This window comes from Rhizobium sp. SEMIA4064, assembly GCF_003025035.1.
Lineage (GTDB): Bacteria > Pseudomonadota > Alphaproteobacteria > Rhizobiales > Rhizobiaceae > Rhizobium > Rhizobium paranaense.
The window spans coordinates 403,634-428,542 of record NZ_PYJN01000019.1; the positions used below are offsets into that span (position 1 = coordinate 403,634).

21 protein-coding genes and 1 tRNA gene are annotated in these 24,909 nt (G+C 59.4%); 15 read left to right on the forward strand and 7 right to left on the reverse strand.

The annotated features are described in order from the left end of the window. The first annotated feature begins 245 nt into the window (after positions 1–245). The gene (locus tag C9E91_RS15695; protein WP_107109199.1) at positions 246–1,292 is read left to right on the forward strand and encodes a threonine aldolase family protein; all 1,047 of its coding nucleotides are present in this window, start codon (positions 246–248) and stop codon (positions 1,290–1,292) included. A 414-nt stretch (positions 1,293–1,706) separates the two neighbouring features. Here the strand turns inward: C9E91_RS15695 and C9E91_RS15700 are convergent, their stop codons facing one another. Further along, positions 1,707–2,564, reverse strand: a complete 858-nt coding sequence (locus tag C9E91_RS15700) for a LysR substrate-binding domain-containing protein (RefSeq protein WP_107109469.1) — start codon at positions 2,562–2,564, stop codon at positions 1,707–1,709. 104 nt (positions 2,565–2,668) lie between these two features. Between C9E91_RS15700 and C9E91_RS15705 the strand changes: the two genes are divergently transcribed. Then, entirely contained in the window at positions 2,669–3,703 is a 1,035-nt protein-coding gene (locus C9E91_RS15705; RefSeq protein WP_107109470.1) for a bile acid:sodium symporter family protein, read from the forward strand. 107 nt (positions 3,704–3,810) lie between these two features. Here C9E91_RS15705 and C9E91_RS15710 read toward each other — a convergent pair whose 3' ends face one another. Together C9E91_RS15710 and C9E91_RS15715 are read right to left on the reverse strand one after the other, a co-directional pair. Further along, on the reverse strand, positions 3,811–4,275 hold the full coding sequence (locus C9E91_RS15710) for an Hsp20 family protein (protein WP_107109200.1): 465 nt from the start codon (positions 4,273–4,275) through the stop codon (positions 3,811–3,813). 350 nt (positions 4,276–4,625) lie between these two features. Then, positions 4,626–5,042 (reverse strand): DUF2000 domain-containing protein, encoded by a 417-nt coding sequence (locus C9E91_RS15715; protein WP_107109201.1) that lies wholly within the window; start codon positions 5,040–5,042, stop codon positions 4,626–4,628. Positions 5,043–5,173: 131 nt separating this feature from the next. Between C9E91_RS15715 and C9E91_RS15720 the strand changes: the two genes are divergently transcribed. The 3 genes from C9E91_RS15720 (at position 5,174) to C9E91_RS15730 (ending at position 7,926) form a co-directional block, all read left to right on the forward strand. Next, entirely contained in the window at positions 5,174–5,653 is a 480-nt protein-coding gene (locus C9E91_RS15720) for an Lrp/AsnC family transcriptional regulator (protein WP_107109202.1), read from the forward strand. 136 nt (positions 5,654–5,789) lie between these two features. Then, a complete protein-coding gene (locus tag C9E91_RS15725) occupies positions 5,790–6,857 on the forward strand; it encodes a cyclic nucleotide-gated ion channel (RefSeq protein WP_107109203.1) in 1,068 nt (355 codons plus the stop codon). 94 nt (positions 6,858–6,951) lie between these two features. Further along, positions 6,952–7,926, forward strand: coding sequence for an alpha/beta fold hydrolase (locus tag C9E91_RS15730; protein WP_107109204.1), 975 nt, complete (start codon positions 6,952–6,954; stop codon positions 7,924–7,926). 63 nt (positions 7,927–7,989) lie between these two features. Here C9E91_RS15730 and hisN read toward each other — a convergent pair whose 3' ends face one another. Together hisN and C9E91_RS15740 are read right to left on the reverse strand one after the other, a co-directional pair. Then, positions 7,990–8,763, reverse strand: a complete 774-nt coding sequence (gene hisN, locus C9E91_RS15735; protein WP_107109205.1) for a histidinol-phosphatase — start codon at positions 8,761–8,763, stop codon at positions 7,990–7,992. 477 nt (positions 8,764–9,240) lie between these two features. Continuing rightward, positions 9,241–10,125 carry an N-formylglutamate amidohydrolase gene (locus tag C9E91_RS15740; protein ID WP_107109471.1) on the reverse strand — a complete coding sequence of 295 codons (885 nt, stop codon included), beginning with the start codon at positions 10,123–10,125 and terminating at the stop codon, positions 9,241–9,243. Positions 10,126–10,410: 285 nt separating this feature from the next. On the opposite strand from C9E91_RS15740, the gene cpdR1 reads away from it, so the two are divergent. Then, on the forward strand, positions 10,411–10,773 hold the full coding sequence (gene cpdR1 / locus C9E91_RS15745; protein WP_004117561.1) for a response regulator CpdR1: 363 nt from the start codon (positions 10,411–10,413) through the stop codon (positions 10,771–10,773). Between the two features lie 84 nt (positions 10,774–10,857). Continuing rightward, positions 10,858–10,932: transfer RNA gene (locus C9E91_RS15750), tRNA-Val, on the forward strand. 612 nt (positions 10,933–11,544) lie between these two features. Here the strand turns inward: C9E91_RS15750 and C9E91_RS20010 are convergent. Then, positions 11,545–11,853: a hypothetical protein gene (locus C9E91_RS20010; RefSeq protein ID WP_107109472.1), complete on the reverse strand. Its 309-nt coding sequence runs from the start codon at positions 11,851–11,853 to the stop codon at positions 11,545–11,547. A 216-nt stretch (positions 11,854–12,069) separates the two neighbouring features. On the opposite strand from C9E91_RS20010, the gene C9E91_RS15760 reads away from it, so the two are divergent. Together C9E91_RS15760 and C9E91_RS15765 are read left to right on the forward strand one after the other, a co-directional pair. Then, on the forward strand, positions 12,070–12,300 hold the full coding sequence (locus tag C9E91_RS15760; RefSeq protein ID WP_107109206.1) for a hypothetical protein: 231 nt from the start codon (positions 12,070–12,072) through the stop codon (positions 12,298–12,300). 92 nt (positions 12,301–12,392) lie between these two features. Further along, entirely contained in the window at positions 12,393–12,863 is a 471-nt protein-coding gene (locus C9E91_RS15765) for a hypothetical protein (protein ID WP_107109207.1), read from the forward strand. 63 nt (positions 12,864–12,926) lie between these two features. On the opposite strand, the gene C9E91_RS15770 is transcribed toward C9E91_RS15765, so the two are convergent. After that, a complete protein-coding gene (locus C9E91_RS15770) occupies positions 12,927–13,172 on the reverse strand; it encodes a hypothetical protein (RefSeq protein WP_107109208.1) in 246 nt (81 codons plus the stop codon). A gap of 426 nt (positions 13,173–13,598) precedes the next feature. On the opposite strand from C9E91_RS15770, the gene C9E91_RS15775 reads away from it, so the two are divergent. The 6 genes from C9E91_RS15775 (at position 13,599) to C9E91_RS15800 (ending at position 24,684) form a co-directional block, all read left to right on the forward strand. Further along, positions 13,599–14,696, forward strand: coding sequence for a DUF475 domain-containing protein (locus tag C9E91_RS15775; RefSeq protein WP_107109209.1), 1,098 nt, complete (start codon positions 13,599–13,601; stop codon positions 14,694–14,696). Between the two features lie 368 nt (positions 14,697–15,064). After that, a complete protein-coding gene (locus tag C9E91_RS15780) occupies positions 15,065–16,492 on the forward strand; it encodes a mannose-1-phosphate guanylyltransferase/mannose-6-phosphate isomerase (protein ID WP_107109210.1) in 1,428 nt (475 codons plus the stop codon). A gap of 177 nt (positions 16,493–16,669) precedes the next feature. After that, a complete protein-coding gene (locus C9E91_RS15785; protein WP_107109211.1) occupies positions 16,670–19,990 on the forward strand; it encodes a transglutaminase family protein in 3,321 nt (1,106 codons plus the stop codon). 13 nt (positions 19,991–20,003) lie between these two features. Then, complete coding sequence (locus C9E91_RS15790; RefSeq protein ID WP_107109212.1) at positions 20,004–22,421, forward strand: circularly permuted type 2 ATP-grasp protein; 2,418 nt, start codon at positions 20,004–20,006, stop codon at positions 22,419–22,421. 4 nt (positions 22,422–22,425) lie between these two features. After that, a complete protein-coding gene (locus C9E91_RS15795) occupies positions 22,426–23,307 on the forward strand; it encodes a transglutaminase family protein (protein WP_107109213.1) in 882 nt (293 codons plus the stop codon). A gap of 129 nt (positions 23,308–23,436) precedes the next feature. Continuing rightward, on the forward strand, positions 23,437–24,684 hold the full coding sequence (locus tag C9E91_RS15800; RefSeq protein ID WP_107109214.1) for a vWA domain-containing protein: 1,248 nt from the start codon (positions 23,437–23,439) through the stop codon (positions 24,682–24,684). Positions 24,685–24,909: the final 225 nt, after the last annotated feature.

Consider the following 24,909-nt stretch of genomic DNA (forward strand, 5'->3'; position numbering starts at 1 on the left):
GCGACGGGCTCCGCAAGAGCAAAACGGCAAATTATCGCTAAGTTGCGACGGAAGATTGCCAATGCTTCAAAATTCGAGCAAGAAAGTTTCGCTGCACCGCATCATTTTGTTTGTTGATTGCGCAGATCAATTTCTGTGATGCGTCCTTCAGCATCACGCTCTTGATCCCCTGCGACATTGGATTAATGTCCGGCAGACCTCCGGTAACCCTCCCGCAATCCCGTTAATTCAGTTGGTGCATATCCATGTTCTTTGCTTCCGATAATTGGGCCGGCGCCCATCCTAAGATCGCCCAGCGTCTTCTCGCCGAATCCGGCGGTTTTGCCGCAGCCTACGGTACCAGCGATCTCGATCAGAAAATTGAAGCCAAATTCGCCGAGATTTTCGAGCGTAAGGTCGCCGTCTTCTTCGTCGCGACAGGCACGGCCGCCAATTCTCTGTCGCTCGCCAGCGTCCAGAAGCCGGGCGGCATCAGCTTCTGCCATCCAGAAGCGCATGTGGCCGAGGACGAATGCGGGGCGCCGGATTTCTTCAGCGGTGCGCGGCTGGCGACGGTCGAGGGTGCGGCCGGTAAAATTGACGTGAAGGCGCTCGCCACCAAGGTCGCCCGCTTTCCGCAGGATGACCTCCATCACGGCCGCGCAGCGGCGGTGACGATCACCCAGGCAACGGAGGTCGGCACGGTCTATTCGCTCGCTGAAATCGATGCCATCGCGTCCGTCTGCAAGGCAAACAGTCTGCCGCTGCACATGGACGGTGCTCGTTTCGCCAATGCGCTGGTCGCGCTTGAGGTCAGCCCGGCGGAGATGACCTGGAAGCGTGGGGTCGACATTCTTTCCTTCGGTGGCACCAAGAACGGCTGCTGGTGCGCCGAGGCAATCGTCTTTTTCAATCCGGAGCAGGCGAAGGAGATGCATTTCATCCGCAAACGCGCTGCCCAGCTCTTCTCCAAATCGCGTTTCATCGCCGCGCAATTCGACGGCTATTTCGAAGATGGCCTCTGGCTCGACCTTGCCCGCCATTCCAACCGCATGGCCGATCGTTTGCGCGCCGGCATCGAACAAGCCGCCACCGCACGCCTCGCCTGGCCTACGGCTTCGAACGAAGTCTTTGCGATCATCTCGAAATCGGCTGCTAAGACCGCCGAGGACAAGGGCGCAAAATTCTACGAATGGCCGATCCCGGAATCGCAGCCCGAACTGGTGAACGGGAACGAGACCCTGATCCGCCTCGTCACAAGCTTCGCCACGACCGAAGACGATGTCACCGGCTTCCTAGCTTGCCTCACCTGATTTTCGGGTAAAAAAGGAGCGCCGTAGCTGTCCCACCGGGGCGCACGCGGCGCTCAACACCTCATTTGGAGGTCAATTCTGATTTGAATGCACGAATAGTGCGGAATTTGAAACGTCTTGGCCCGATTGGCCCGGCATGTGGCGGGTTATGACCGTCATTGCCATGACGCAGGCGACCAGCCCGCAAATAAATATCGCACCATATTTCATCGGGCTGATTTTCCTCGACTCAGCTCGTTTATCCTAGAAAATCGTACCAACAAAAGCTGACCCGAACCTGAATGAGTGAATCAAAACGGCGGGACACGCGGAAAGCGAAACAACAGCCGGCGAAGGAATTCCAGTAGGCCTTTTACTTCTATCTATTTGATAGGAAACAAATTTCTAGATTTTAGAAATAGCGAATCCGATAGATCAGGCGGATCTCAGCCCCCGCACCTTCATCAGAATGTCCTCCGACAAGGCGCTGACCAGCAACTGATCCGCGCCCTTGCGCGGCACCAACACAAATTCGACATCCTCCAATGCCGGCAGCCAGCCAGGGGCAATTTCCGACAGACCCGTCGGCGCCATGCTGCGGGGCTGAACGAGGACGCCCATGCCGGCCCGTGCCGCCGCCGTCAAGCCGCTGAGGCTGCCGCAGGTGCAGACGATGCGCCAGGGCACCTGCTGACGGCGCAAGGCTTCCAGTGCCACGGCTCGGGTAACGCTTGGGGCGGGAAAGGCGATCAACGGCAATGGCGCCGCAAGCTTCCGAATGCGCTCCGGATCACGCGCCAGCCAGATCAGCGGTTCGCGATAGACGAGCCTTCCCCTGGCATCGCCTAGACGGCGCTTGGCAAGAACGAGGTCGAGGTCGCCGTTATCCTGCATCTCATAGAGCGTGCCACTGAGGGCGACCGTCAATTCGAGATCGACCGAGGGATGCGAGCGAACGAATTCCTCCAGCACATCCGGCAACTGGCTGGTGACGAAATCCTCCGAGACGCCGAGCCGCAGATTGCCGCGCAGGCTGTTGCCGGCGAAGAGCTGCTGCACCTCCCCCTCGATCGACAGCATTTGCCGGGCATGACCAAGTAGCGCCTCGCCGTCGCCGGTTAGCACCACCCGATGCGTGTCGCGCGCCAGAAGCTTGCGTCCGAGCGTGGTCTCCAGCCGCTGAATATGCTGGCTAACCGTGGACTGGCCGAGGCCGAGCCGCTCGGCCGCGAGCGTGAAGCTGCCCATCTGCTCAACGGCGACGAAGCTGCGCAACTGTGTGAGATCAAGCATGGCACCCATCCTGATTCGCGATAACTGTTATTCCTTGCATCGTGGATCACGATAGGTCTATGTGCAAGGACAAGTCTTACGGAATCGCAATTGGGGTTGGCACGATGCGCCGTTTTCTTCCAGACACCTTCACCATCCTGCTGGTGCTCACTGTGCTGACGGCATCCTTCTTCCCTGTGCAGGGAACGAGCGCCCACTACTTTGGCACCGCCACCAATTTTGCCATCGGCCTGCTGTTCTTCCTGCATGGCGCGCGCCTGTCGCGTGATGTCGTCATCGCCGGCCTGCTGCATTGGCGCCTGCATTTGGTCATCCTGCTGACCACCTTCGGCATTTTCCCGCTGCTGGCGCTTGCCATGGGCGTGCTGGTGCCGACCATCCTGCCGCAGGCCCTTTACACCGGCATTCTGTTTCTCAGCGTGCTGCCCTCGACGGTGCAGTCCTCGATCGCCTTCACCTCGATTGCCGGCGGTAACGTGCCGGCCGCGATCTGCGCGGCATCGGCTTCCAACATCTTCGGCATGTTCCTGACGCCCCTGCTCGTCGGCATACTCTTCTCGGTCGGCGGCCATGGCGGTGGATTTTCTTGGGACGTGCTGGAGCAGATCATGCTGCAACTGCTTGCGCCCTTCATCGCCGGCCAGATCCTGCAGCCGTGGATCGGCAATTGGATACGTTCGAAGAAGAAGATCCTGATGCCGGTCGACCGCGGCTCGATCCTGATGGTCGTCTATTCCGCCTTCAGCGAGGCCGTTGTCGAGGGATTGTGGCACACCTTCTCGCTGGTCGATATTGCCACCGTCATCGTCGCCAATATTGTGCTTCTGGTACTGGTGCTCTGCATCACCATGTTCGGCAGCCGCGCCCTCGGCTTCTCCCACGCCGACGAGATCACCATCACCTTCTGCGGCTCGAAAAAGTCGTTAGCAAGTGGCGTGCCGATGGCCAACGTCATCTTCGCCGGCCAGGGCATCGGCGCCATCGTCCTGCCGCTGATGCTGTTCCATCAGATCCAGCTCATGGCCTGCGCCGTCATCGCCCAGAAATATGCGGATGCCGCGAAGCGGCGGGAAGCAGCCAAGGCCGAAGCCGAGACAGCGGGGTCGCCGAAGGCGAACGGAGCCCCGAACGCAGCATAACGGCCATTCCAGTCATTACCCAACACAAAAGGCGGCGCCCCAACGGAGCGCCGCCTTGCTTTTATGACCTTGGGAGGATCGGTCTTCAGGCTATGTGTTGAAGCCCGTTAGTTGATACGGGCTTCGATTGCCTTCGGGGCCTCAACCGGCTCGGCAGCGATGGAGATACGACGGGGCTTCATGGCCTCGGGAATGTTGCGCAACAGATCGATGTGCAGCAGACCATTCTTCAGCGAAGCCGCCTGGACCTCGACATGATCGGCAAGCTGGAAGCGACGCTCGAAGGCGCGCTTGGCGATACCGCGATAGAGATATTCGCTAGCCTCGGCCGGCTCTTCGCTCTTTTCACCCTTGACCTGGAGAACGTGGGCATGAGCCTCGATGCTCAGTTCCTTTTCATCGAAACCGGCGACGGCCATGGTGATGCGATAGGTGTTCTCACCGGTGCGCTCGATGTTGTAGGGCGGATAGGTCTGAGCCTGATCCGGCTGCGCAAGGCTGTCGAGCATAGTGAAAAGACGGTCGAAACCGACGGTGGAACGGTAAAGGGGAGAGAAGTCTACGTGACGCATGTTGTCCTCCTGTGAGCGACGATTGCGATTTGGTTTTGCCCCCGCGACCCCGCTCTGGGCGGCCTAGGGACGGTTACGCGAGCCCGTTTGGCACCCGCAGAATGGAGATGGTGATCGCTTTTCAGCAGTTCAAGACCCTTGCCAACATCTCTCGATTTTCAAGAAAATCCGCGTGAACCGCAGATGAACGGCCGGTTCGGGACCCGTTCAGGCTGGTGGGACTACCAATGAGGTCATCGGATGCATTCACTGTCCGATGACTGAAGTGTATCGTCCCTTCTTCTTCAGTCCTTGCTAGGCCGGCGACGCGGATCTCTCTATCTCCGCAAGCCGGTCTTTTTTTCTGGCCGCTAGCGCAGCAATTTCAGCGAACCGGTGAGCGATTTCACCCATTTCGAAGGTCCCGCCAACCCCAGGCCGTCGATCGCCTCGCCGGCAAGATCGCGATCGGGGAACGTCGCCTCATACTCCCTGTAGTTGTGCAATGAGCGGGCGAAAGCGGAAAAAGGAACGACCGCGCGGTCGTCCTGCTGCGACAAGGCCTTCAGCAATAAGGATGTGATTGTCTCCGCATCCGCCTGCAGCACCGGAACCGGCATGTTCGAGCTGATGTCGATGATGCGTGCCTCTCGGTCAGTCAATTGCCGCGCCGCAAGCGCGGGAAACTTCGCACCCAATCCGATCGAGATCGCACCGACGGTGTTGGCGACCAGCCCGAGCGGGAGTGCGGGATTGACGACAATGGCAAGACGAATATCGAAAAGCATGGAGACCTACGGCTGTTGAGACTGTGCGCTCAGAGAATATCTCCGATATCCGGGGTAATCTTGCCTTTCATTGCTGCTTATGCCGATATTATGGTAAACTCTACCAGATTTCTCCGAATACAAGGTCGAATATGCCTTACACACTTGAGCCCATCGATTTGCGAATCCTCGGAGCGCTCCAGAAGGACGGGAGGCTGACGAATCAGGCGCTTTCCTCCGAAGTCGGGCTCTCGACATCGCCATGTTGGCGGCGCGTGCGCCAACTGGAGGAAACAGGCGTGATTCAAGGCTATACGGCCACCCTGGACAGGCGCCAGATCGGGCTTGGCGTCCTCGCCTTCATCAGGGTGAAGATCGACAGCCACAGCGAGGCCGAGGCCGAGGAATTCTCATGCGACGTATTGAAGCTGAGCGAAGTCGTGGCGTGCTACAGCATCGCTGGAGACGCGGATTTCCTACTGCAGGTCGTTGCCGAAGACCTCGACAGCTATGCGGATTTCGCCATGGCGGTGGTGCGCCACCTGCCACGCATCAAGGAGATGCAGACAACCTTCGTGCTGAAGGAAATCAAGCCTTTCAAGGGTTTTCCGCTGGATGTCGGGCAGCGATAACGGTCCAAGACATGGACGCTGGGTGACGCAAGATTACCGGTCAAGGCTTGGTTGCGGCGCATGTCCCGCAAGCCCTTTACGTTTAGAGCGAGGCTATCCTATTCTAGAAGGGTGCCTGCCCACCCCGGGGTATTGAATGTCGACGCTCCCTTTCTCGAAGATTTCTGAGCCCGTTAACGCGCTGCTCGTCGCCGTCGGCCTCGTGACCGTAGCTGCACTCACGACGCCGGGCGTGAGCGGACAGACCAGGCTCATTCTGGAAATCCTGCTTGCCGGCATCTGGGCTGTCTACGTCCTGCAGCTGATCGAGACGCTGATCGTGCACCGGACAAGGGCCGTTCGCGACAGAGTACCGGAAATTGCCGTCGATCTGCTCGCCGTTCTGGTCCCCTTGGCTGCGTTCCTGTTCGTCGGCGGGCGCGACCAAAGCCTCTATTGTGCGATCTGGCTGCTGAAGCCGCTGCGCGGTTCGACCTTCTTTCGGCTGCTGGGCAGGGTCCTGAGTAAAGAAGCGCGCAATCTCCTCGGCGTCACCTCGATCTTCGGCATCGTTCTGTTCGGTGCTGCGCTTGCCGCCTATATCATCGAGCGCGACGTCCAGCCTGACAAGTTCGGCAGCATTCCTCTGGCGATGTGGTGGGCGGTGGTCACGCTGTCGACTACAGGCTACGGCGACGAGATCCCGCAAAGCTTCGCCGGCCGCGTTCTCGCCGGGCTGGTCATGATGAGCGGTATCGGCATCTTTGCCCTCTGGGCCGGCATCCTAGCCACCGGCTTCTACGAGGAAGTCCGCCGCCAGGACTTCGTGCGCAATTGGCAGTTGGTTGCTGCCGTACCGCTGTTCCAGAAGCTTGGTTCTGCCGCGCTCATCGAGATCGTGCGGGCGCTGCGGCCGCGCATCGTACCGGCCGGCGCCGTCATCTGCCGCAAGGGCGACACCGGCGACCAGATGTACTTCATCGTTGAAGGCCGCGTCACCGTTGCGACACCACACCCGGTAGAGCTAGGCTCCGGCAGCTTCTTCGGCGAGATGGCGCTGATCAGCGGCGAACCACGCTCCGCGACCGTCAGCGCTGCTACTGAAGTCTCACTCCTCTCGCTTTATTCGGCGGATTTCCAGATGCTGTCCAGCAGCAGCCCGGAGATCGCCGACATCATCCGCAAAACCGCACTCGAACGACGCGGCACGACGCCGAAGGCTTGACACAAGCGGCACTGCCAACAAACCAGTTGCAATTCCCTGCACCTACGCTATCCCCTTGAGAAAGGCATTCCCTTCAACGAGGCGCGACATCGTCATGGATTCGATCCTCTATTCCACACCAGACAATCCGGTGCCGGAAAACCGCACCGAAGGGTTCTTTGAGACATTTGACGGGCGCAGGCTGCGCTATGTCGTCTTCCGCTGCGAACAGCCAGTCGCCAAAGGCACCGTGGTACTGCTGCAGGGCCGCAATGAGTTCATCGAGAAATATTTCGAGACGATCCGCGACCTGACCGCCAAGGGATTGTGGGTCGCGACTTTCGATCTACGCGGCCAGGGCGGCTCCGAACGGCTGCTGAAGGATCCGCTGCGCGGACATGTCCGTCGCTTTTCCGATTATGAGCGCGACCTGACCGCCTTCCTCGACAAGATCGTGCTACCGGATACGCGCCTGCCGTTCTTCGTGCTGGCGCACTCGACCGGCGCGCTGATCGCGCTATCAGCGGCGCCGCGGCTTGCGAGCCGGATCGAGCGCATGGTGCTGTCGGCGCCCTTTGTCGGTCTCACCGGCCAAGGTGTCTCGCCCGGCCTCGTCCGCTTTATCTCCGGCACGGTCTGCGCGCTTGGTCTCGGCCGGATGCAATTCAGCAAAAGAATCAGGGAAAAGCCCTTCCCGGAAAACCCGCTAACCACGGACGAACGCCGTTATCGGCGCAATCTCGCCATCGCAACGGCCTATCCCCAGCTCACCCTCGGGCCGCCGACGGCCCGCTGGCTACTGGAAGCATTCCGCACCATCGATCGCGTCAATACGCCCGAGCATCTCTTTTCCATCGCCATCCCGACGGTGCTGATCGCGCCGACCCGCGACGGCGTCGTGCCCTATGCCGACCAGGAACGATTGTCTCGCTATTTCCGCGCAGCGCAGTTCGTGCCCGTCCACGGCGCGAAACATGAAATCCTGCAGGAGCGCGACGTCTACCGCAACGCCGCACTCGCCGCCATCAACGCCTTTATCCCCGGCAGCGACGCCGAGGCGAATACGGATATGGCGGGTGTCGGGATTTAGCGCGCGATCTCGAATCACGCGCAACGAGAATATCTGACGCTTTTCGGACGCTCGATCGGGTGGCTATCGCGACAGGATCGCCCTTGCCTGATCATAGACCGCGCGGCTGCCGGCAGCGATGATCGTGCCGCCCATTTCCGGCCGACCGCCGTCCCAGGTGGTGATGATACCGCCCGCCTGTTCGATGACCGGGATGATGCCGCCGACATCGTACGGCTTCAGCGAACTTTCGATGACGAGATCGACGTGACCGGCCGCGAGCAGCGCATAGGCATAGCAATCCGTGCCATAGCGGAACAACCGCACCTGGCTCTCGATCTCGCGGTACTTCACCAGCTCCTCGTCGACGAAGATATGCGGCGAGGTGGTGAAGAGAACAGCATTCGACAGGCTGCCGCAGTCGCGAACCTGCAGCCGCTTTTCGCCGTCCGGGCCTGAATAGGTCGAGCCGTTGCCATCGGCGAAATAGCGCTCGCCGGTAAACGGCTGATCGATCATGCCCATGATAGCGCGGCCGTTTTTCTGCAGGCCGATGAGCGTCCCCCAGACGGGAACGCCGGAAATGAAGGCGCGGGTGCCATCGATCGGATCGATCACCCAGACATGCTCTCGGTCGAGGCCGACATTGCCGTGCTCTTCGCCCAGGATGCCATGGTCGGGAAATTCCGTCTCGATCAAGGCGCGAATCGCCTCCTCTGCGGCGCGATCGCCTTCCGTAACAGGGTCGAAGCCCTGCGCCTCCTTGTTGACCACATCAACGCCGGCGCGAAAGCGCGGCAGGGTCTCAGCCTTGGCCGCCTCGGCCAGACGATAGAAAAAGGCGCGATCAGGAAGCATGGTGAATCCGGATAAATGACGGGGCGGGCGAAGTCATAGCGCATAAACTCGGCGAAGCAAACCAAATGCCGATGCGAGAGGCGGATTGCCCGGAGATGAGGCAGAAATCCGATAATTGCCTAAATATTTTGCACCGCAATAATCTGCTTGACATTTGTGCAATGCAATAGCAACATCTCCCTACAGTCTTCTGACTGTAAATACCCTCCTTGGGTGTTTCCTCCCTAGACTTAGCCGCGCCACAAGCGCGGTTCTTTTTTTGTCAGGGTTAGGGTGAGGGGCTAGGCACCAGGGCGCGGCAGCAGAAAACATGCCTGACCATAACCATAGCCAAACGTTTCCACAGGGCTTATTCGCCTGAAAGGTCCGAGATAGCCCCTCATCCGAGGCGTCGACATTTCGCCTTGCTCAATGTCCCCGCCCCACCTTCTCCCCGCCCCTTCGGCAAGCTCAGGACGGGGGCGAAGGGGCTTTGCCCTATTCCGCCGCCAAAGCGGGATCGCCGGCATAGGATTCCACATGCTCGGCCATACGCTTCATGAACAGGGTGATGGCGGCGGCGACAGCACCGAAATCCGACCGCTTCTCCAGCGTCGTTTCATCAACATAGAGCGAGCGGTTGACCTCAATCTGCAGGGCATGAAGCCCGCGGGAGGGGCGGCCGTAGTGCTCGGTGATGAAGCCGCCCGCATAGGGTTTATTGCGCACGGCGTTGAAGCCGAGTTCGTCGAGGATCTGCATGGCGGCGCGCGACAGGTCCGCCGAAGCGCTGGTCCCGTAGCGGTCGCCAAGGATGAAATCGGGTCGCATGTTGCTGCCGGCGATTCGGATATTGCCCGGCATGGAATGGCAGTCGACGAGGACGCCGAAGCCGAATTTGACATGGGTGCGGGCAATCAGCCGGCGCAGGGTCGCATGATAGGGCTTGTAGATCGTTTCGATACGATTGAGCGCATCCTCGACCGGCACGCGGCGGGCATAGATTTCCATGTTTTCGGCGACGATGCGCGGAATGGTGCCTAAGCCGCCGGCGACTCGCAGCGAATTGATATTGGCATAGGGCGGCAGCACGCCGTCGAACATGCGCGGATCGAGCTCATAGGGCTCACGGTTAACGTCGATATAGGCGCGCGGAAAATTGGCGAGCAGCAGCGGTGCACCGAGAACGCTTGCCGCTGAAAACAGTTCATCGACGTAATGATCTTCCGAGCGACGAATGGCGATGCCCTGCAGGCGGGACTGAGCGATGAAATCCGGTGGATAGATGCGACCGCTGTGAGGCGAGCTGTAGACAAAGGGAATTGTCTGAGAGACGGGCTCCGATACCTCGAAAATCTCGAAATTACGCATTTCTGCGGACATCAACGTCTTTACCATGTCAACAACTTGTCGCAGCATCCATGTTGCCAGTTGCTCGCCCGCAAGTCCATACTAACTTAAGCAAAATGGCCTTATACAAAGGGCCGCGACCGAAATGTCCGAAAGCACGATCCCGAGACATGCGAAGCGGCCTCGGGTGCGTTTGTGCTGCAACGGACGAACAGAACGGCTTTGTCCTGACCGATCATTCACCGCTTGTTTACGGCCAACGACTAAGTTGGACGCTGGACAAGTCCAACACGACAAAAGTTGATTAGCGAACAGATGATGACCCAGAAGATACTCCTTGCCGAAGATGACAACGACATGCGTCGCTTCCTTGTGAAGGCGCTGGAAAAGGCCGGCTACAAGGTCTTGTCCTTTGACAATGGAGCAAGCGCCTATGACCGGCTGCGCGAGGAGCCCTTTTCGCTGCTGCTGACCGACATCGTCATGCCTGAGATGGACGGCATCGAATTGGCGCGCCGCGCCACCGAGCTCGATCCCGACCTGAAGGTGATGTTCATCACCGGCTTCGCCGCCGTGGCGCTGAACCCTGATTCGAAGGCACCGAAGGATGCCAAGGTGCTTTCCAAGCCTTTCCACCTGCGCGAGCTGGTCGACGAAGTGAACAAACTCCTTGCCGCCTAAGGCTTCTGGCGGCAACGTCACAAAACCGAAAAAAAGCCTATTGACGGCCACCAAGGTTTTGTGATCTATGCGCCGCCATCGGATGGGCGTGTAGCTCAGCGGGAGAGCACTACGTTGACATCGTAGGGGTCACAAGTTCGATCCTTGTCACGCCCACCATCCAGTTTTGAAAAAGGCCTTTCGAGAAATCGAGAGGCCTTTTCTCATAATTCCCCTAGGCTCAGAAAACCTTCCCCCTATCCGACCTACAAACCAAGTTTTCGTGACCCGTGCGGCTTCCAGCGTTCCGTCTGGGAATTAAGAAAATGACTAAGAAATCTAGCCTTTTGTTCAGCGCCTTGTGCATGAGATCACAGGCGCCTGTTTGTCGAGCGAACGAAAAAGCCCCTATCCGGTTAGGGATAGGGGACAGTTACCATGAAGTGCTCGGTTTCAATCGTCGGAGGACGTCCGACCTGTTTGAATTAGAACATGATAGTGTCTTGAATGATATACGCCCTTCGGCTTGGCCAATACGGCCTGTTTGGCGATGATCCCTACTTCCTTATCGCTCTTTTCGGGAATTTCTCGTGTCATTCACCGTTTTGAAGATCGGCGGTGATCTGCGACTCTGCCGTTTATGACGGAACATCTCAAAGGCTTAAATTCACCTCAACTTGCTCGCCGAACCCACTCAGCTTGACTATGAGACGGTTGAAGACATTCCAAACGAGAAAAGCGCCCTTCCCGGCTGGGAAAAGGCGCTTCCTATGCAAAGATGCATGTGGGCGTTCAGCGATCCAGGAAGTGCTGGAATACCGCCGTCGTCGGATAAGCGTGGACGCCGCGGTCTACGAAGCTGTGCCGATACAAACATGCTCTCAATGCCAGGATGTACATGCTGCTGTTCGGATCGGGTGATCCCCGAGACCAGGAATAGGCTTCCGGTTCGCAATACTGCAGAGCCCTATCGTATCTCGCTAGAAGCACCGGATCGCTATCGGCGCGGATACCTTGGTATGACTGGTAGTTCGAGGGCGCTTCGCCTGCGGAGACGCAAGCGAAGCTTAAGATGGCCCCTAACGCTAACATCATTCTCATTTGTTTTGACCTCTCGCTCATGGCGTATCGAATTCTCGATCGCACGGGTTGAGAATAATGGTCTTTTCTTCGATATCCAATCACATGCTGATGTTCAGCGCTCGAATGCATCGCCGGCGGGCGAGATGAGCAAAACTTCGCCACAAGTCGCTTGACTTCCGATCGCTCTGTCACACTACTGTCATGCTAAAGCATTGATCGTACGGGAGGACGAGAATGGCCGTCGTGAAGAAGCAGTTCTACAAAAACCATAAGCCCAACGGCGACGAATATATGTTTCACCTCGCCCGAGACACCGACAGCGGCGAGGTCTTCGTCATTCGCCAATCCGATTATCTCGTCGATGGCGGCAGCGAAAAGAAGATGACGCTCTACGAATTCCTGGCCGGCGGCGGCAATCGGCAGAACGCTCTGCTGCAACTGATCGGCACCCTCGTACCGGAGTGACGGGCGCCGCCCACACCGGCGCGTCAGCAGTCGGGGATTGACTGCCACATTTCCATCGGCAAACCTGTGGAGGCTTTAAAAGGACTCCATTCATGCGATTCGCAGGCCTTGCTATTGGATTGACAGTGATGACCGCTACGACGGCTGCCGCCGCACAGAATTTTCCGGCGCCCGGCGCGGTAGTGGTTAGCGGAACATGTTCCAAGCTCGTCGTCGGCAAGCTCGATGCCTCGAAAGGCTGCAAGGGTGAGATCGCCAGCGTGACGGGACCGGACGGCTCGGTAACCTTCATCTTTTCATCGGGCGGCAAGATGCTTGGCTTCCAGGGCGATGGCCGTGGAATCAAGCCCGGCGAGAAAAAGGGCACCGCGCAATTGCCGATCGAGGTCATATCCACCGGTGCAGGCAACAAGATGACCGGCCAGGTCGGCGCCAAGGGCACCTGCACCTTCGCCAATCCTTATGCCGGCAAACCTGTCGCGATCGAATGCTCGGCGAAATCGACGGAGCTAAGCTTTACCGCCAGCTTCCTGTCGAATGGCAAACCGCCACGCGGCAAATAGGCAAAGCTTCGCCCGCTCCGGGCCTCTGACCCGGAACCTCGGAAAACCTTCGGCTTCCAACTTTTATTTTGAGCGGCCTTTATTTTTCCCGCCGTGATTGGCATCGCCTGGTGCCTCTCGCGACAGGTCCGCGCCGCTGACATGGGCCGGCACATGAACATCTTCATGGGTCGCAGGCTGCAGCGTCAGGTCGACATTGTGCGGCGGCAATACCTGCACCTGACGCACGACATTCGGGCGTGCCCGCTTCTGCCGAGCCATGTCCGGCTTCTGTTCTTTCGGTCTATGATGGATGGGATGGGGGCTCATGAGAGGTCCTCCTTGTCCGCTGCTCTCTATCCGACAATCAAACCCGCTCTGGGATCTGCCTTGCAACGGACATCGCCCTGCCCGCCTGAAGGCCAAACGCGCCTCTTTCCCGTTTGGTTCCGGAAATTTCTATCCTGGTGATGAGGGCAGCATCGAACCGTCGCGGCTCTTGACGGGCGCCACAATTTCACTAACTAATGGTGGCATCTCCGCGCCTTCTGACATCGGCTGCGGATTGAACTTTGGTGCCGGGCCCCTCTGGCGAGAGTTTTAACGGCGCTCTCGCGATGTCGGTACCGCCTGCAGATGAGCCGGCGGATTTCTTTTCATGAATACCCTGACCATGCCTCGCACGCATGCCGTCTCTGGCATGCGACTATGCCTCGCGTCCGGATACATTTTTTCCGCTTTTGAGGAGGTGCGCCCATGACGTCCTCTTCCTCCAAATCCATGCTCGGCTATTTCGGCTGGGCCTTCATCGTCACCATCGCAGGTCTCATCCTGGGCGGAGTGCTCGGCTGGAACATGACCGGCACTTTCGGCGGCTTGGCAACGGCCTTTTTCATCTGCCTGGTGCTGGCCGTGCTGGAAATATCGCTTTCGTTCGACAACGCCATCGTCAATGCCAACAAGCTGAAAGAGATGACGCCAGTCTGGCAGCATCGCTTTTTGACCTGGGGCATCGTCATCGCCGTCTTCGGCATGCGCATCGTCTTTCCGCTGGCGATCGTCGCGATTGCCGCCCACATCAATCCCTGGGAAGCGCTGAAGCTCGCAGCGGCCGAACCGGAGCAGTATGCCGCGATCATGCATGACGCACATCTGCCCATTGCCGCTTTCGGCGGGACCTTCCTGATGATGGTCGGCCTCACCTATTTCTTCAATCACGAGAAGGATGTGCACTGGATCGCCTTTATCGAAAAGGCGATGGCGCATTTCGCCACCGTCAAGGGCATCGAGATCGCCTTCGTGCTGATCCTCGTTCTGATCTTCACCTCCCTGCTCGATGGCGACGATGCGACCACATTCCTTTATGCCTCCGTCTATGGTCTGCTCACCTTCCTTCTGGTGGAGGTCCTCAGCGGCTTTCTGGATGCCTCGCAAAAATCGATGAGCGCTGCCGCGAGAGGCGGCCTCGGAGCCTTTCTCTATCTGGAAATCCTCGATGCGAGCTTCTCCTTCGACGGTGTCATCGGCGCTTTCGCACTCACCCAGAACCTCTTCATCATCGCCATCGGGCTCGGCATCGGCGCCATGTATGTGCGCTCGATGACGATCATGCTGGTGGAAAAAGGCACCCTCGCCCACTATCGCTACCTGGAACACGGCGCCTTCTACGCCATCCTGATTCTTTCGGGGATCATGTATGTCCAAACGCTCATACATATTCCGGAAGTTATCACCGGTCTCGGCGGCGCGGCTTTGATCGGTATCTCGCTCTGGTCTTCGATCCGTTACAACAAGCGCAACGGTGCCGAGCATGGCCCGGCCGATGAGGAGCCCCGCGATAGAGCCGAAGCCTGATCAATGATCCAAAGCAGGTCGCGCAAAGCTGTGCAGCGATCTGCGACAACGACAGCGAAAACCAAGGATCTAAAGCGTAAGGAGCGAATCCCAGAGATCGACATGCGCTTTAGGTCGTTGCCGCTACGTCTTTCGGTGGAAAATTCCCACAACACGGATTTGGTCCCTCAACCGAAGCATGACTGTGTCTATTAGAATTTCCCAACTAAGATCAGCGAATGTTCGCAATCGACGGCAATTCGCACTGGTGTTTTCCTGAAAAATATCGCAATGGCGAAGTTCAGTTGTTTAGGGGACGAACGTGGCGATCGCATATGTTGCAGATGCCCGCGAGCGGTCCCGAGTGAGTATCTAGGAGAGAGGCAGATATGGCAGCCAAAATCGTCCCAGTGATCATGGCCGGAGGCAAGGGAACACGGTTGTGGCCGCTGTCGCGCGCTTCTGCACCGAAGCAGTTCATCCAATTCATCGGCGACAAGACGCTCTTTCAGAACACGCTGGAGCGCGTGGCTGATCCTGAGCTTTACGAAGCGCCGATCGTCCTCACCAATGAAGAATTCCGCTTTCTCGTCGCCGAACAGGCCCGCGAGCTGGATTTGAAGCTTGCAGCCGTGCTGCTCGAGCCGGTCGCCCGCAATACCGCCGCCGCCGTTGCCGCCGCCGCTGCGCTCGTCACGGAGCTTTTCGGCAAGGACGCAATCATGCACGTCCTCGGCTCCGACTATGAGATCGACGCCAACAAGACCTATTATGATTGCGTGCGCGTGGCGCGCGATACCACCCTACAGGGCAAGCTTGTCACCTTCGGCATCACGCCGACCGAACCAGCGACTGGCTACGGCTATATCGAAAGCGGCAAGGCGCTTTCGACCGGCGCCCATGCCGTCAAGCGCTTCGTTGAGAAGCCTGTCTTGGAGAAGGCCCAGGAGATGGTTGCAAGCGGCAGCTTCTACTGGAACTCGGGCATGTTCATGTTCTCCGCCGCCCAGCTTCTGGACGAAATGAAGGAATATGCGCCCGACGTCGAAAAGGCGGCCGGCAAGGCCGTTTCTAAGGCAACCCGCGACCTCGACTTTACGCGCCTGGATAGTGACACCTTCTCCAAGAGCCCCGACATCTCCATCGACTACGCCCTGATGGAAAAGACCGCCAATGCGGCCGTCGTTCCCTCCCCCTTTACCTGGTCCGACCTCGGTAGCTGGGATGCAGTTTGGAAAGTCGGCAAGCGCGATGAAAGCGGCAACGTCTCGGCCGGCGCCACGACTCTGGTCAACACCAAGAATTCGCTTGTGATGACCCACGGCCTCCATGTTGCCGTCCAAGGGCTTGAGGATGTCGCCGTCATCGCCAGCGAAGACGCCGTCTATGTCGGCCATCTCAAGGACAGCCAGGAAGTCGGCAAGCTGGTCAAGCTGCTCGCCAGCCAGAAGACGACGGCCAAGCTCACCGAGACCCATCCGACGTCCTATCGCCCTTGGGGCGGCTACACCTCGGTTCTGAACGGCGAGCGTTTCCAGGTGAAGCGCATCTTCGTTCTGCCCGGCAAGAAGCTGTCGCTGCAGAAGCACCATCACCGTTCGGAACATTGGATCGTCGTCAAGGGCACGGCAGAGGTGACGGTAGGCGAACACGTACAGATGCTGCGTGAAAACGAGTCGGTCTATATCCCCCTCGGCGAAGTGCACCGTCTTTCCAACCCCGGCAAGATCCTGCTGGAGCTGATCGAAGTGCAGACGGGCTCCTATCTCGGCGAAGACGACATCATTCGCCTGGTCGATGAATTCGGCAGAAGCTGAGATCTTCGACAGTATCGATTTCAAAGCGGTGGGTGAAAGCCCGCCGCTTTTATTTTGCACCCTATGAATGGGCCTGATTGAGCGCCGAGACGCCTTGCATTCTTCCGCTGCATTGCACACACTGCCGGCGGGAACAGCAAATGCCGCACAACGATGCGAGCTAGGCAAAGAGAAAATATGGCGATCAAGGCAAGCATTTATCATCTCACCCATTATAAATACGACAATCCGGTCCGCCTCGGCCCTCAAATCATTCGCCTGAAACCTGCTTCACATTCCAAGACACGCGTCCTCAGCCATTCGCTGAAGGTGACGCCATCCAATCATTTCGTGAATCTACAACAGGATCCCTACGGCAACTATCTCGCCCGCTTCGTCTTTCCCGACCCGGTGACCGAGTTGAAGATCGAGGTCGATCTCGTTGCCGACATGACCGTCTACAATCCCTTCGACTTCTTCGTCGAAGAGGAGGCCACCAAGTGGCCCTTCGATTATCCCGAGACCATTCGCGACGATCTGTCGATCTATATGGAGCCGGAGGAGCCAGGGCCACGACTTGCGGCTTTCCTTTCAACCCTCGACCGCTCGGAGCAGCGCACCGTCGACATGGTCGTCGGCCTCAATGCACGACTGCAGCACGAGATCGGCTATGTCATTCGCCTGGAAACCGGTGTTCAAACGCCGGAAGAGACGCTGGAAAAGGCAAAGGGGTCCTGTCGCGACACGAGCTGGCTGCTCGTCCAGGTTCTCCGCCATCTCGGCCTCGCCGCCCGCTTCGTCTCCGGCTACCTTATCCAGCTCACACCGGACCTGAAGGCGCTGGACGGCCCCTCGGGCACGGACTACGACTTTACCGACCTGCATGCCTGGGCCGAGGTTTATCTTCCCGGTGCAGGCTGGGTTGGCCTTGATCCTACATCGGGTCTATTGACCGGCGAGAGCCATATTCCGCTCGCCGCCACACCACATTACCGTAATGCTGCGCCGATCTCCGGCGGCTATTTCGGCGAGGCCGAGACCGAATTCGATTTCGACATGAAGGTCACCCGCGTCGCCGAGCATCCGCGCATCACCAAGCCCTTCTCCGACGAAAGCTGGGATGCGCTGAACTCGCTTGGGGAAAAGGTGGATACCATCCTCAAGCAAGACGACGTGCGCCTGACCATGGGCGGAGAGCCGACGTTCGTTTCGATCGACGACTTCGAGTCCGACGAATGGAATACCGCCGCAGTCGGCCCGACTAAGCGCGAAAAGGCCGATACGCTGATCCGCCGCCTGCGCGAGCGCTTCGCGCCGAACGGCTTCCTGCATTATGGCCAGGGCAAATGGTATCCCGGCGAAAGCCTGCCGCGCTGGACCTTCTCCCTCTATTGGCGGCGCGACGGCCTGCCGATCTGGTCGAACCCAGACCTGATTGCCAATGAAGGTCGCAACTACAGCGTCAACGAGGATGATGCCGGCCGCCTGCTGACGGCTATTGCCGGCGAACTCGACATCGAACCGGACTATGTGGCGCCCGCCTTCGAAGATCCGGCCGAATGGTTGGTCAAGGAAGCGAACCTGCCTGACAATGTCGATCCGTCCAACTCGAAACTGAAGGACCCGGAGGAACGCTCGCGCATGGCCCGCGTCTTCGAGCGCGGACTGACGCGGCCGACGGGCTATATTCTCCCCATCCAGGCCTGGAATGCGCGCGCCAGCGGCCGCCGCTGGGTCAGCGAGAAGTGGCACACGCGCCGCGGCCGCATTTTCCTCATGCCCGGCGACAGCCCGGTCGGCTATCGCCTGCCACTGAACTCGCTCGGCTGGATACCGGCATCGCAATACCCGTACATTAACCCGATGGACCCAACGATCCCGCGCGAGGCGCTGCCGGATTACGGTGCGGACAAGGGTCGGCCATTGCAGACCGCTCACTTCCAGCCCTTCGCTGGCCAGCAGCCGATCATGCCGCAATCCATCGATGAGATAGGCGGCTATGTGCGCACTGCCATCAGCGTCGAGCCGCGCGACGGGCGCCTCTGCATCTTCATGCCGCCGACGGTCAGCGTCGAGGAATACCTCGACCTCGTCGCCTCCGCCGAGCGCGCCGCCGCAGCCCTGAACCTGCCTGTTCATATCGAAGGCTATGCGCCGCCGCAGGACGAGCGCATCAATGTCATCCGCGTCGCTCCCGACCCCGGCGTCATTGAGGTGAACATCCATCCGGCATCGAGCTGGAAGGAAACCGTCGATATCACCACGGCGATCTATGAGGAGGCGCGGGCCAGCCGGCTCGGCACCGACAAGTTCATGATCGACGGCCGCCACACCGGCACCGGCGGCGGCAACCACGTTGTCGTCGGCGGCCGCAACACCATGGACAGCCCTTTCCTGCGCCGTCCCGATCTGTTGAAGAGCCTAGTACTGCACTGGCAGCGCCATCCCTCGCTATCCTATCTTTTCTCCGGTATGTTCATCGGGCCAACCAGCCAGGCGCCGCGCATTGACGAAGCCCGTCACGATAGCCTCTACGAGCTGGAAATTGCGCTGGCCCAGGTACCGGCACCCGGCCGCGGGCTGCAACCACTCCCATGGCTGGTGGATCGCCTCTTCCGCAATCTCCTGACAGATGTCACCGGCAACACCCACCGCTCGGAAATCTGCATCGACAAACTGTTCTCGCCGGATGGACCGACGGGACGCCTCGGCCTCGTCGAATTCCGCGGCTTCGAAATGCCGCCGAACGCGCGCATGAGCCTCGCCCAGCAATTGCTGGTGCGCGCCCTCATCGCCCGCTTCTGGCGCAATCCGATCGACGGCCGGTTCGTGCGTTGGGGCACGACGCTGCACGACCGTTTCATGCTGCCGCATCATATCTGGCAGGATTTCCTCGATGTGCTCGCGGATCTGCGGGAAAACGGCTTCGACCTTCGTCCCGAATGGTTCCAGGCGCAGCTCGAATTCCGCTTCCCCTTCTGCGGGGAGGTCGAATACGAGGGCAGCAAGCTGGAACTGCGCCAGGCGCTGGAGCCCTGGCATGTCATGGGCGAAGAAGGCGCGATCGGCGGTACCGTCCGCTATGTCGATTCATCGGTGGAACGGCTGCAGGTACGGTTCGAAACCAACAATCCCTCGCGCTACACTGTCACCTGCAACGGCCGCGCCGTGCCGCTGACGCCGACGGGCATGTCGGGCGTCTCCGTTGCCGGCGTCCGTTACAAAGCCTGGCATCCGGCTTCGGGCCTGCATCCGGTTCTGCCGATCGACACGCCGCTGACCTTCGACATTTATGATACGTGGTCGAAGCGTTCGATCGGCGGCTGTATCTACCATGTTGCTCATCCGGGCGGCCGCAACTATGACACCTTCCCTGTCAACGGCAATGAGGCGGAAGCGCGACGTCTTGCGCGATTTGAACCTTGGGGGCATACCGCGGGCGGCTATAATCTGCGCACAGAATCAGTGTCGGCGGAATTTCCGCTGACGCTCGATCTGAGGCGGCCGATCGGAGTTTGAAACGGGCATACGCATGGGGAAGAAACCAGCGACGGAACGGCGTGACGAGGTAAGGGCTGGCATCGGCAACGATCCGGCCTTTGCCTATTCCGCTTTGCCCGGCGTCGCCGACGAAATGGTCGACAATACCGGGGCGGTCCGGCCGGTCTGGCAAAATCTGCTCGCCGCGCTCAGCCGCATGCCGGAAAAGGACCTTCTGGAGCGCTTCGCCCGCGCCGACCGCTATCTGCGCGACGCCGGCGTTTTCTACCGCGCCTATGGATCGACCGGCGTCAGCGAACGCAACTGGCCAATCTCCCATATTCCCGTTCTGATCGACGAGCGCGAATGGCAGACGCTCTCGGCCGGCCTGCGCCAGCGCGCCGACCTGCTCGAAGAGGTCATTGCCGATATCTACGGCGACAACAGGCTGATCAACGAAGGCTTGCTGCCGCCGGCGCTGATTGCCGCCAATCCGGAGTTCCTGCGGCCACTCGCCGGTATCAAGCCCGCGAACGGTCACTATCTCCACTTCCTCGCCTTCGAGATCGGCCGCGGTCCGGACGGCAATTGGTGGGTGCTGGCCGACCGCGCCCAGGCGCCGTCGGGCGCCGGTTTCGCGCTGGAGACCCGCGTTGCTACCACGCGCGCTTTCTCTGATATCTACGCAGAGACGAAAGTGCACCGTCTCGCATCCTTCTTCGGCGCCTTCCGCGATGCCTTGCAGGGCGTGAAGCGCGGCGCATCCGACCGCATCGCCGTCTTGACGCCGGGGCCGGCCAACGAGACCTATTACGAACACGCCTATATTGCCCGCTACCTCGGCTTCATGTTGCTGGAAGGCGAGGACATCACCGTCGTCAACGATCAACTGATGGTGCGCACCGTCGCAGGCCTGAAGCCCATCAGCGTGCTCTGGCGCCGCCTTGACGCATCCTATGCCGACCCGCTGGAGCTCAACCAGCAATCCCATATCGGCACGCCAGGCATGGTAGAGGCGCTGAGGGCGCAGACCGTCACCATCGTCAACGGGCTCGGTTCGGGCATTCTGGAAACTCGCGCGCTTCTCGCCTTTTTGCCGACCATCTGTCGGCATCTGCGTGGCGAGGACCTGAAGCTGCCGTCGATCGCCACCTGGTGGTGCGGACAGAAGGCCGAGCGGGAGCATGTCGCCGCCCATATCGAAAAAATGGTGATCGGCCCGGCCTATTCCTGCATGCCCTTCTTCGACGACAACGGCCAGTCGGTGCTGGGCTCGACGCTGCGCACCACTGCCAAGGAGTCGATTGCAGACTGGCTAACGACGGACGGCCACAAGCTGGTCGGCCAGGAGGTCGTGACGCTCTCGACTACTCCTGCCTGGGTAAACGGCAAGCTGCTGCCGCGGCCGATGAGTTTGCGTGTCTTCGCCGCCCGCACCGAAAACGGCTGGCAGATCATGCCGGGCGGCTTTGCCCGCATCGGCAGCGGCGACGATGTGGCCGCCATTGCCATGCAGTCCGGCGGTTCCGCGGCCGATGTCTGGATCGTCTCCGACAAGCCTGTCGAGCGCCACACGCTGCTACCGACCGAAGAGACCTTCACGCGCAACATGCCCGGCAGCCTGCCGAGCCGCGCCGCCGACAATCTCTTCTGGCTCGGCCGCTATATCGAGCGCGCCGAAGGGGCCTTGCGCATCCTGCGAGCCTGGCATGGGCGCTTTGCCGAAGCGGCCGATCCCACCCAGCCGCTGCTCGCCAATGTCAGCACCTATCTGGCAGCCGTCGATATCGACACCAGGGAACCCGTACCGGAAAGCCTGCTGCGCAATATCGACAGCGCCGTCTATTCCGCCAGCAACATCCGCGACCGCTTCTCGCCGGACGGCTGGCTGGCACTGAACGATCTCGCCAAGACTGCCCGGCGCTTCAAGGAAAAGATCAAAGCCGGCGACGACGCCAGCCACGCGATGACGATTCTCCTGCGCAAGCTCGCGGGCTTTGCCGGTCTCGTGCACGAAAACATGTACCGTTTCACCGGCTGGCGCTTCCTGTCGCTCGGCCGCTATATCGAGCGTGGACTGCATATGACGCGCCTGCTCGGTTATATGTCCGGCCCTGAGGCGCCCGACGGCGCGCTCGACATGCTGCTCGAAATCGGCGACAGCGTCATGACCCATCGCCGCCGCTACAACGTCAATACCGCCCGCCTGACAGTGACCGATCTGCTGGCGCTCGATCCGCTCAACCCGCGCTCGATTCTTTTCCAGATGAACGAGATCCATCGCGAGGTAGAGCAATTGCCGAACGCCTTCGTCAACGGCCAGATGTCGCCCTTCTACCGCGAAGCCATGCGGCTGCATTCGGGCCTTGCCGTCATGACGCCGGAGACGATGAACGACGAGGTCTACAAGCGGCTGGAACGGGAGCTAGAATCTCTCTCCGACCTCCTCGCCCAGACCTATCTCGGATGATGTGATGCTCTACGACCTGTCGCTGCACATGGGCTATATCTACGACGTACCGGCCAGCGGCGCTCGTCATATCGTGCGGGTGCTGCCGCTGTCTCTGACCAACCGCCAGCGCTTGATTGCCGGCTCGCTGAAGGTCACCCCGCATCCGGACGAGCAGTCGAACTTCACGGATTTTTTCCAGCATCCCGCGACCTCGATCCTGGTGCGCAATCCGCATGAAAAGCTCGATATCCGCATGCAGGCGCGGGTGCAGGTGGAGAGCCAGCCGGTTTCCGCCGACTTCTCGCCCGTACTCGCCAAACTGCCGGAAGAGTTAAGCGATTGCTGGTCGATCGAGCCATCCTCACCACATCATTTCATCGGCACAAGCCCGCGTCTGCCGGAGACGACCGAGATCACCGACTATGCCCGGCAATGGGCGACGACCGGTCTGACGGTAATGCAGATCGCCCACGCCGTCTGCGCCCAGATCCATAAGGATTTCGTCTACGACCCCAAGGCGACGACGGTCGACACCACGCCGAAAGAGGCGTTCCGCCTGAAGCGCGGCGTCTGTCAGGATTTCACGCATGTGATGATCATCGCATTGCGCAGCCTCGGCATCCCGGCCGGCTATGTCAGCGGCTTCCTGCGCACCATTCCGCCGCCGGGCAAGGAACGCCTGGAAGGGGCCGACGCCATGCATGCCTGGGTGCGCATCTGGTGCGGTGAAACGGCGGGCTGGATCGAGCTCGATCCGACCAACAATATCCCTGCCGGAACAGACCATATCGTCGTCGCCTACGGCCGCGACTATTCCGACGTCGCCCCTGTTATCGGCGTATTGAAGAGCTATGGAACTCAAAAGACGGTGCAAGCCGTCGACGTCATTCCATTAAAGCAGTAATTTCGAATACAACCCTAAATCGGAAATATTCGCGTCATTCGCTAAAAGTCGAATGATCATCTCAACGCCGCCCTTAGAGTTTTCGCCCACAGTCGCAGTCCTGGGGCTTATTCTTTTTGGGCGGACGTGATGATCACTTGTTCGGGCAAATTTCGTGGCATTCAACATCTTTTGCGTGATCGTGCTGGCAATTTCGGCATATTGACCGCACTCGCTATTCCCGTCCTCGCCGCCGCTGCAGGCGTCGCGGTCGATGTTTCCAACATGGCGGTTACCAACAGCCAGCTACAGGAGGCGACCGATGCTGCGGCGCTTGCTACGGCAACGGCGCTTGCCAATGGTAGTGCGACAACATCCAACGCTCAGCAACTGGCCGCTAACTTCGTGACCGGACAGATGTCGAACTATCTTGCCGGCGATACGAGTGCCGCCAGCGCGCTGAAGGCCGGCACCACCGCAACAGTGACGAAGACGACCGATTCTTCGGGCAATGCCAGCTATTCCGTCGTCGTGAACGCGTCTTATGCCATGCAGGTGAACGGCATGACACGCATGCTCGGCTTCACCACGATGAACGTCGGCGCGTCGAGCAGGTCCGCCAGCGGCAACGATCCAGCGCAAACTCAAAAGAGCCCGCTGTCCATGTATTTCGTTCTCGACCGTTCCGGCTCGATGGACGAACCAACCGACACCGTCAATGCGCAACAGCCGACGACGACCTACACATATGCCTGCACGACGACCAACTCGAAGGGCAAGACTGTCACCAGCACCTGCACAGGTACGCAGCCCAATTACTACACGAAGATCCAATCGCTGAAGATCGCGACCGCGAACCTGGCGACGCAATTGAACACCGCCGATCCGAACAGCATGTATGTTCGCACCGGTGCCGACTCCTATAACTCCAACGCCCAGACGCCGACGGCGCTTGCCTGGGGCACCAGCGGCGTCACCCAATATGTCAACAACCTGACGGCAAGCGGCACGACGAACTCGGCGCCCGCATTCACGGCTGCGGTGACCGCCCTCACAATGGCATCGACGACGCCTGGGCTCACGAACGAGCAGTTGCAGCATAAAAACAAGAACGGCCAGACAAACCCGTCCACATACATCGTCTTCATGACGGACGGCGATAACAACGTGGCAAGCGCCGACACGAACACCAAGGCTCAATGCGATATCGCACGCAACGCCGGCATCCACGTCTATACGATCGCCTTCATGGCGCCAGCAAACGGCCAAGCTCTGCTGAAGTATTGCGCAACATCAGCCGCCGATTACTTCACACCGCAGAATGCCGCAGACCTGTTCAACGCCTTCTCGTCAATTGCTACACAGGCGTCAAAGAAAATGACGCTTCTGACCAAATAACAACCGGTGCGCGAAGCACCGGAAGCCACAAATAGATCGTAAAAAACGAAAGCCGCCCAGAATAATTCGGGGCGGCTTTCGCTTGTTAACTAATCCGCGGATAAGAGCCGGAAAAACAATCGGAATCAAGTCTTTTTAGCGCTTTGAGGGCGTTTGCCCGGTATTTTCGCATCTGCCTAATTCACTTGTTGCAACGCCTTTACATCGGTGCATAAACTGCTAGGT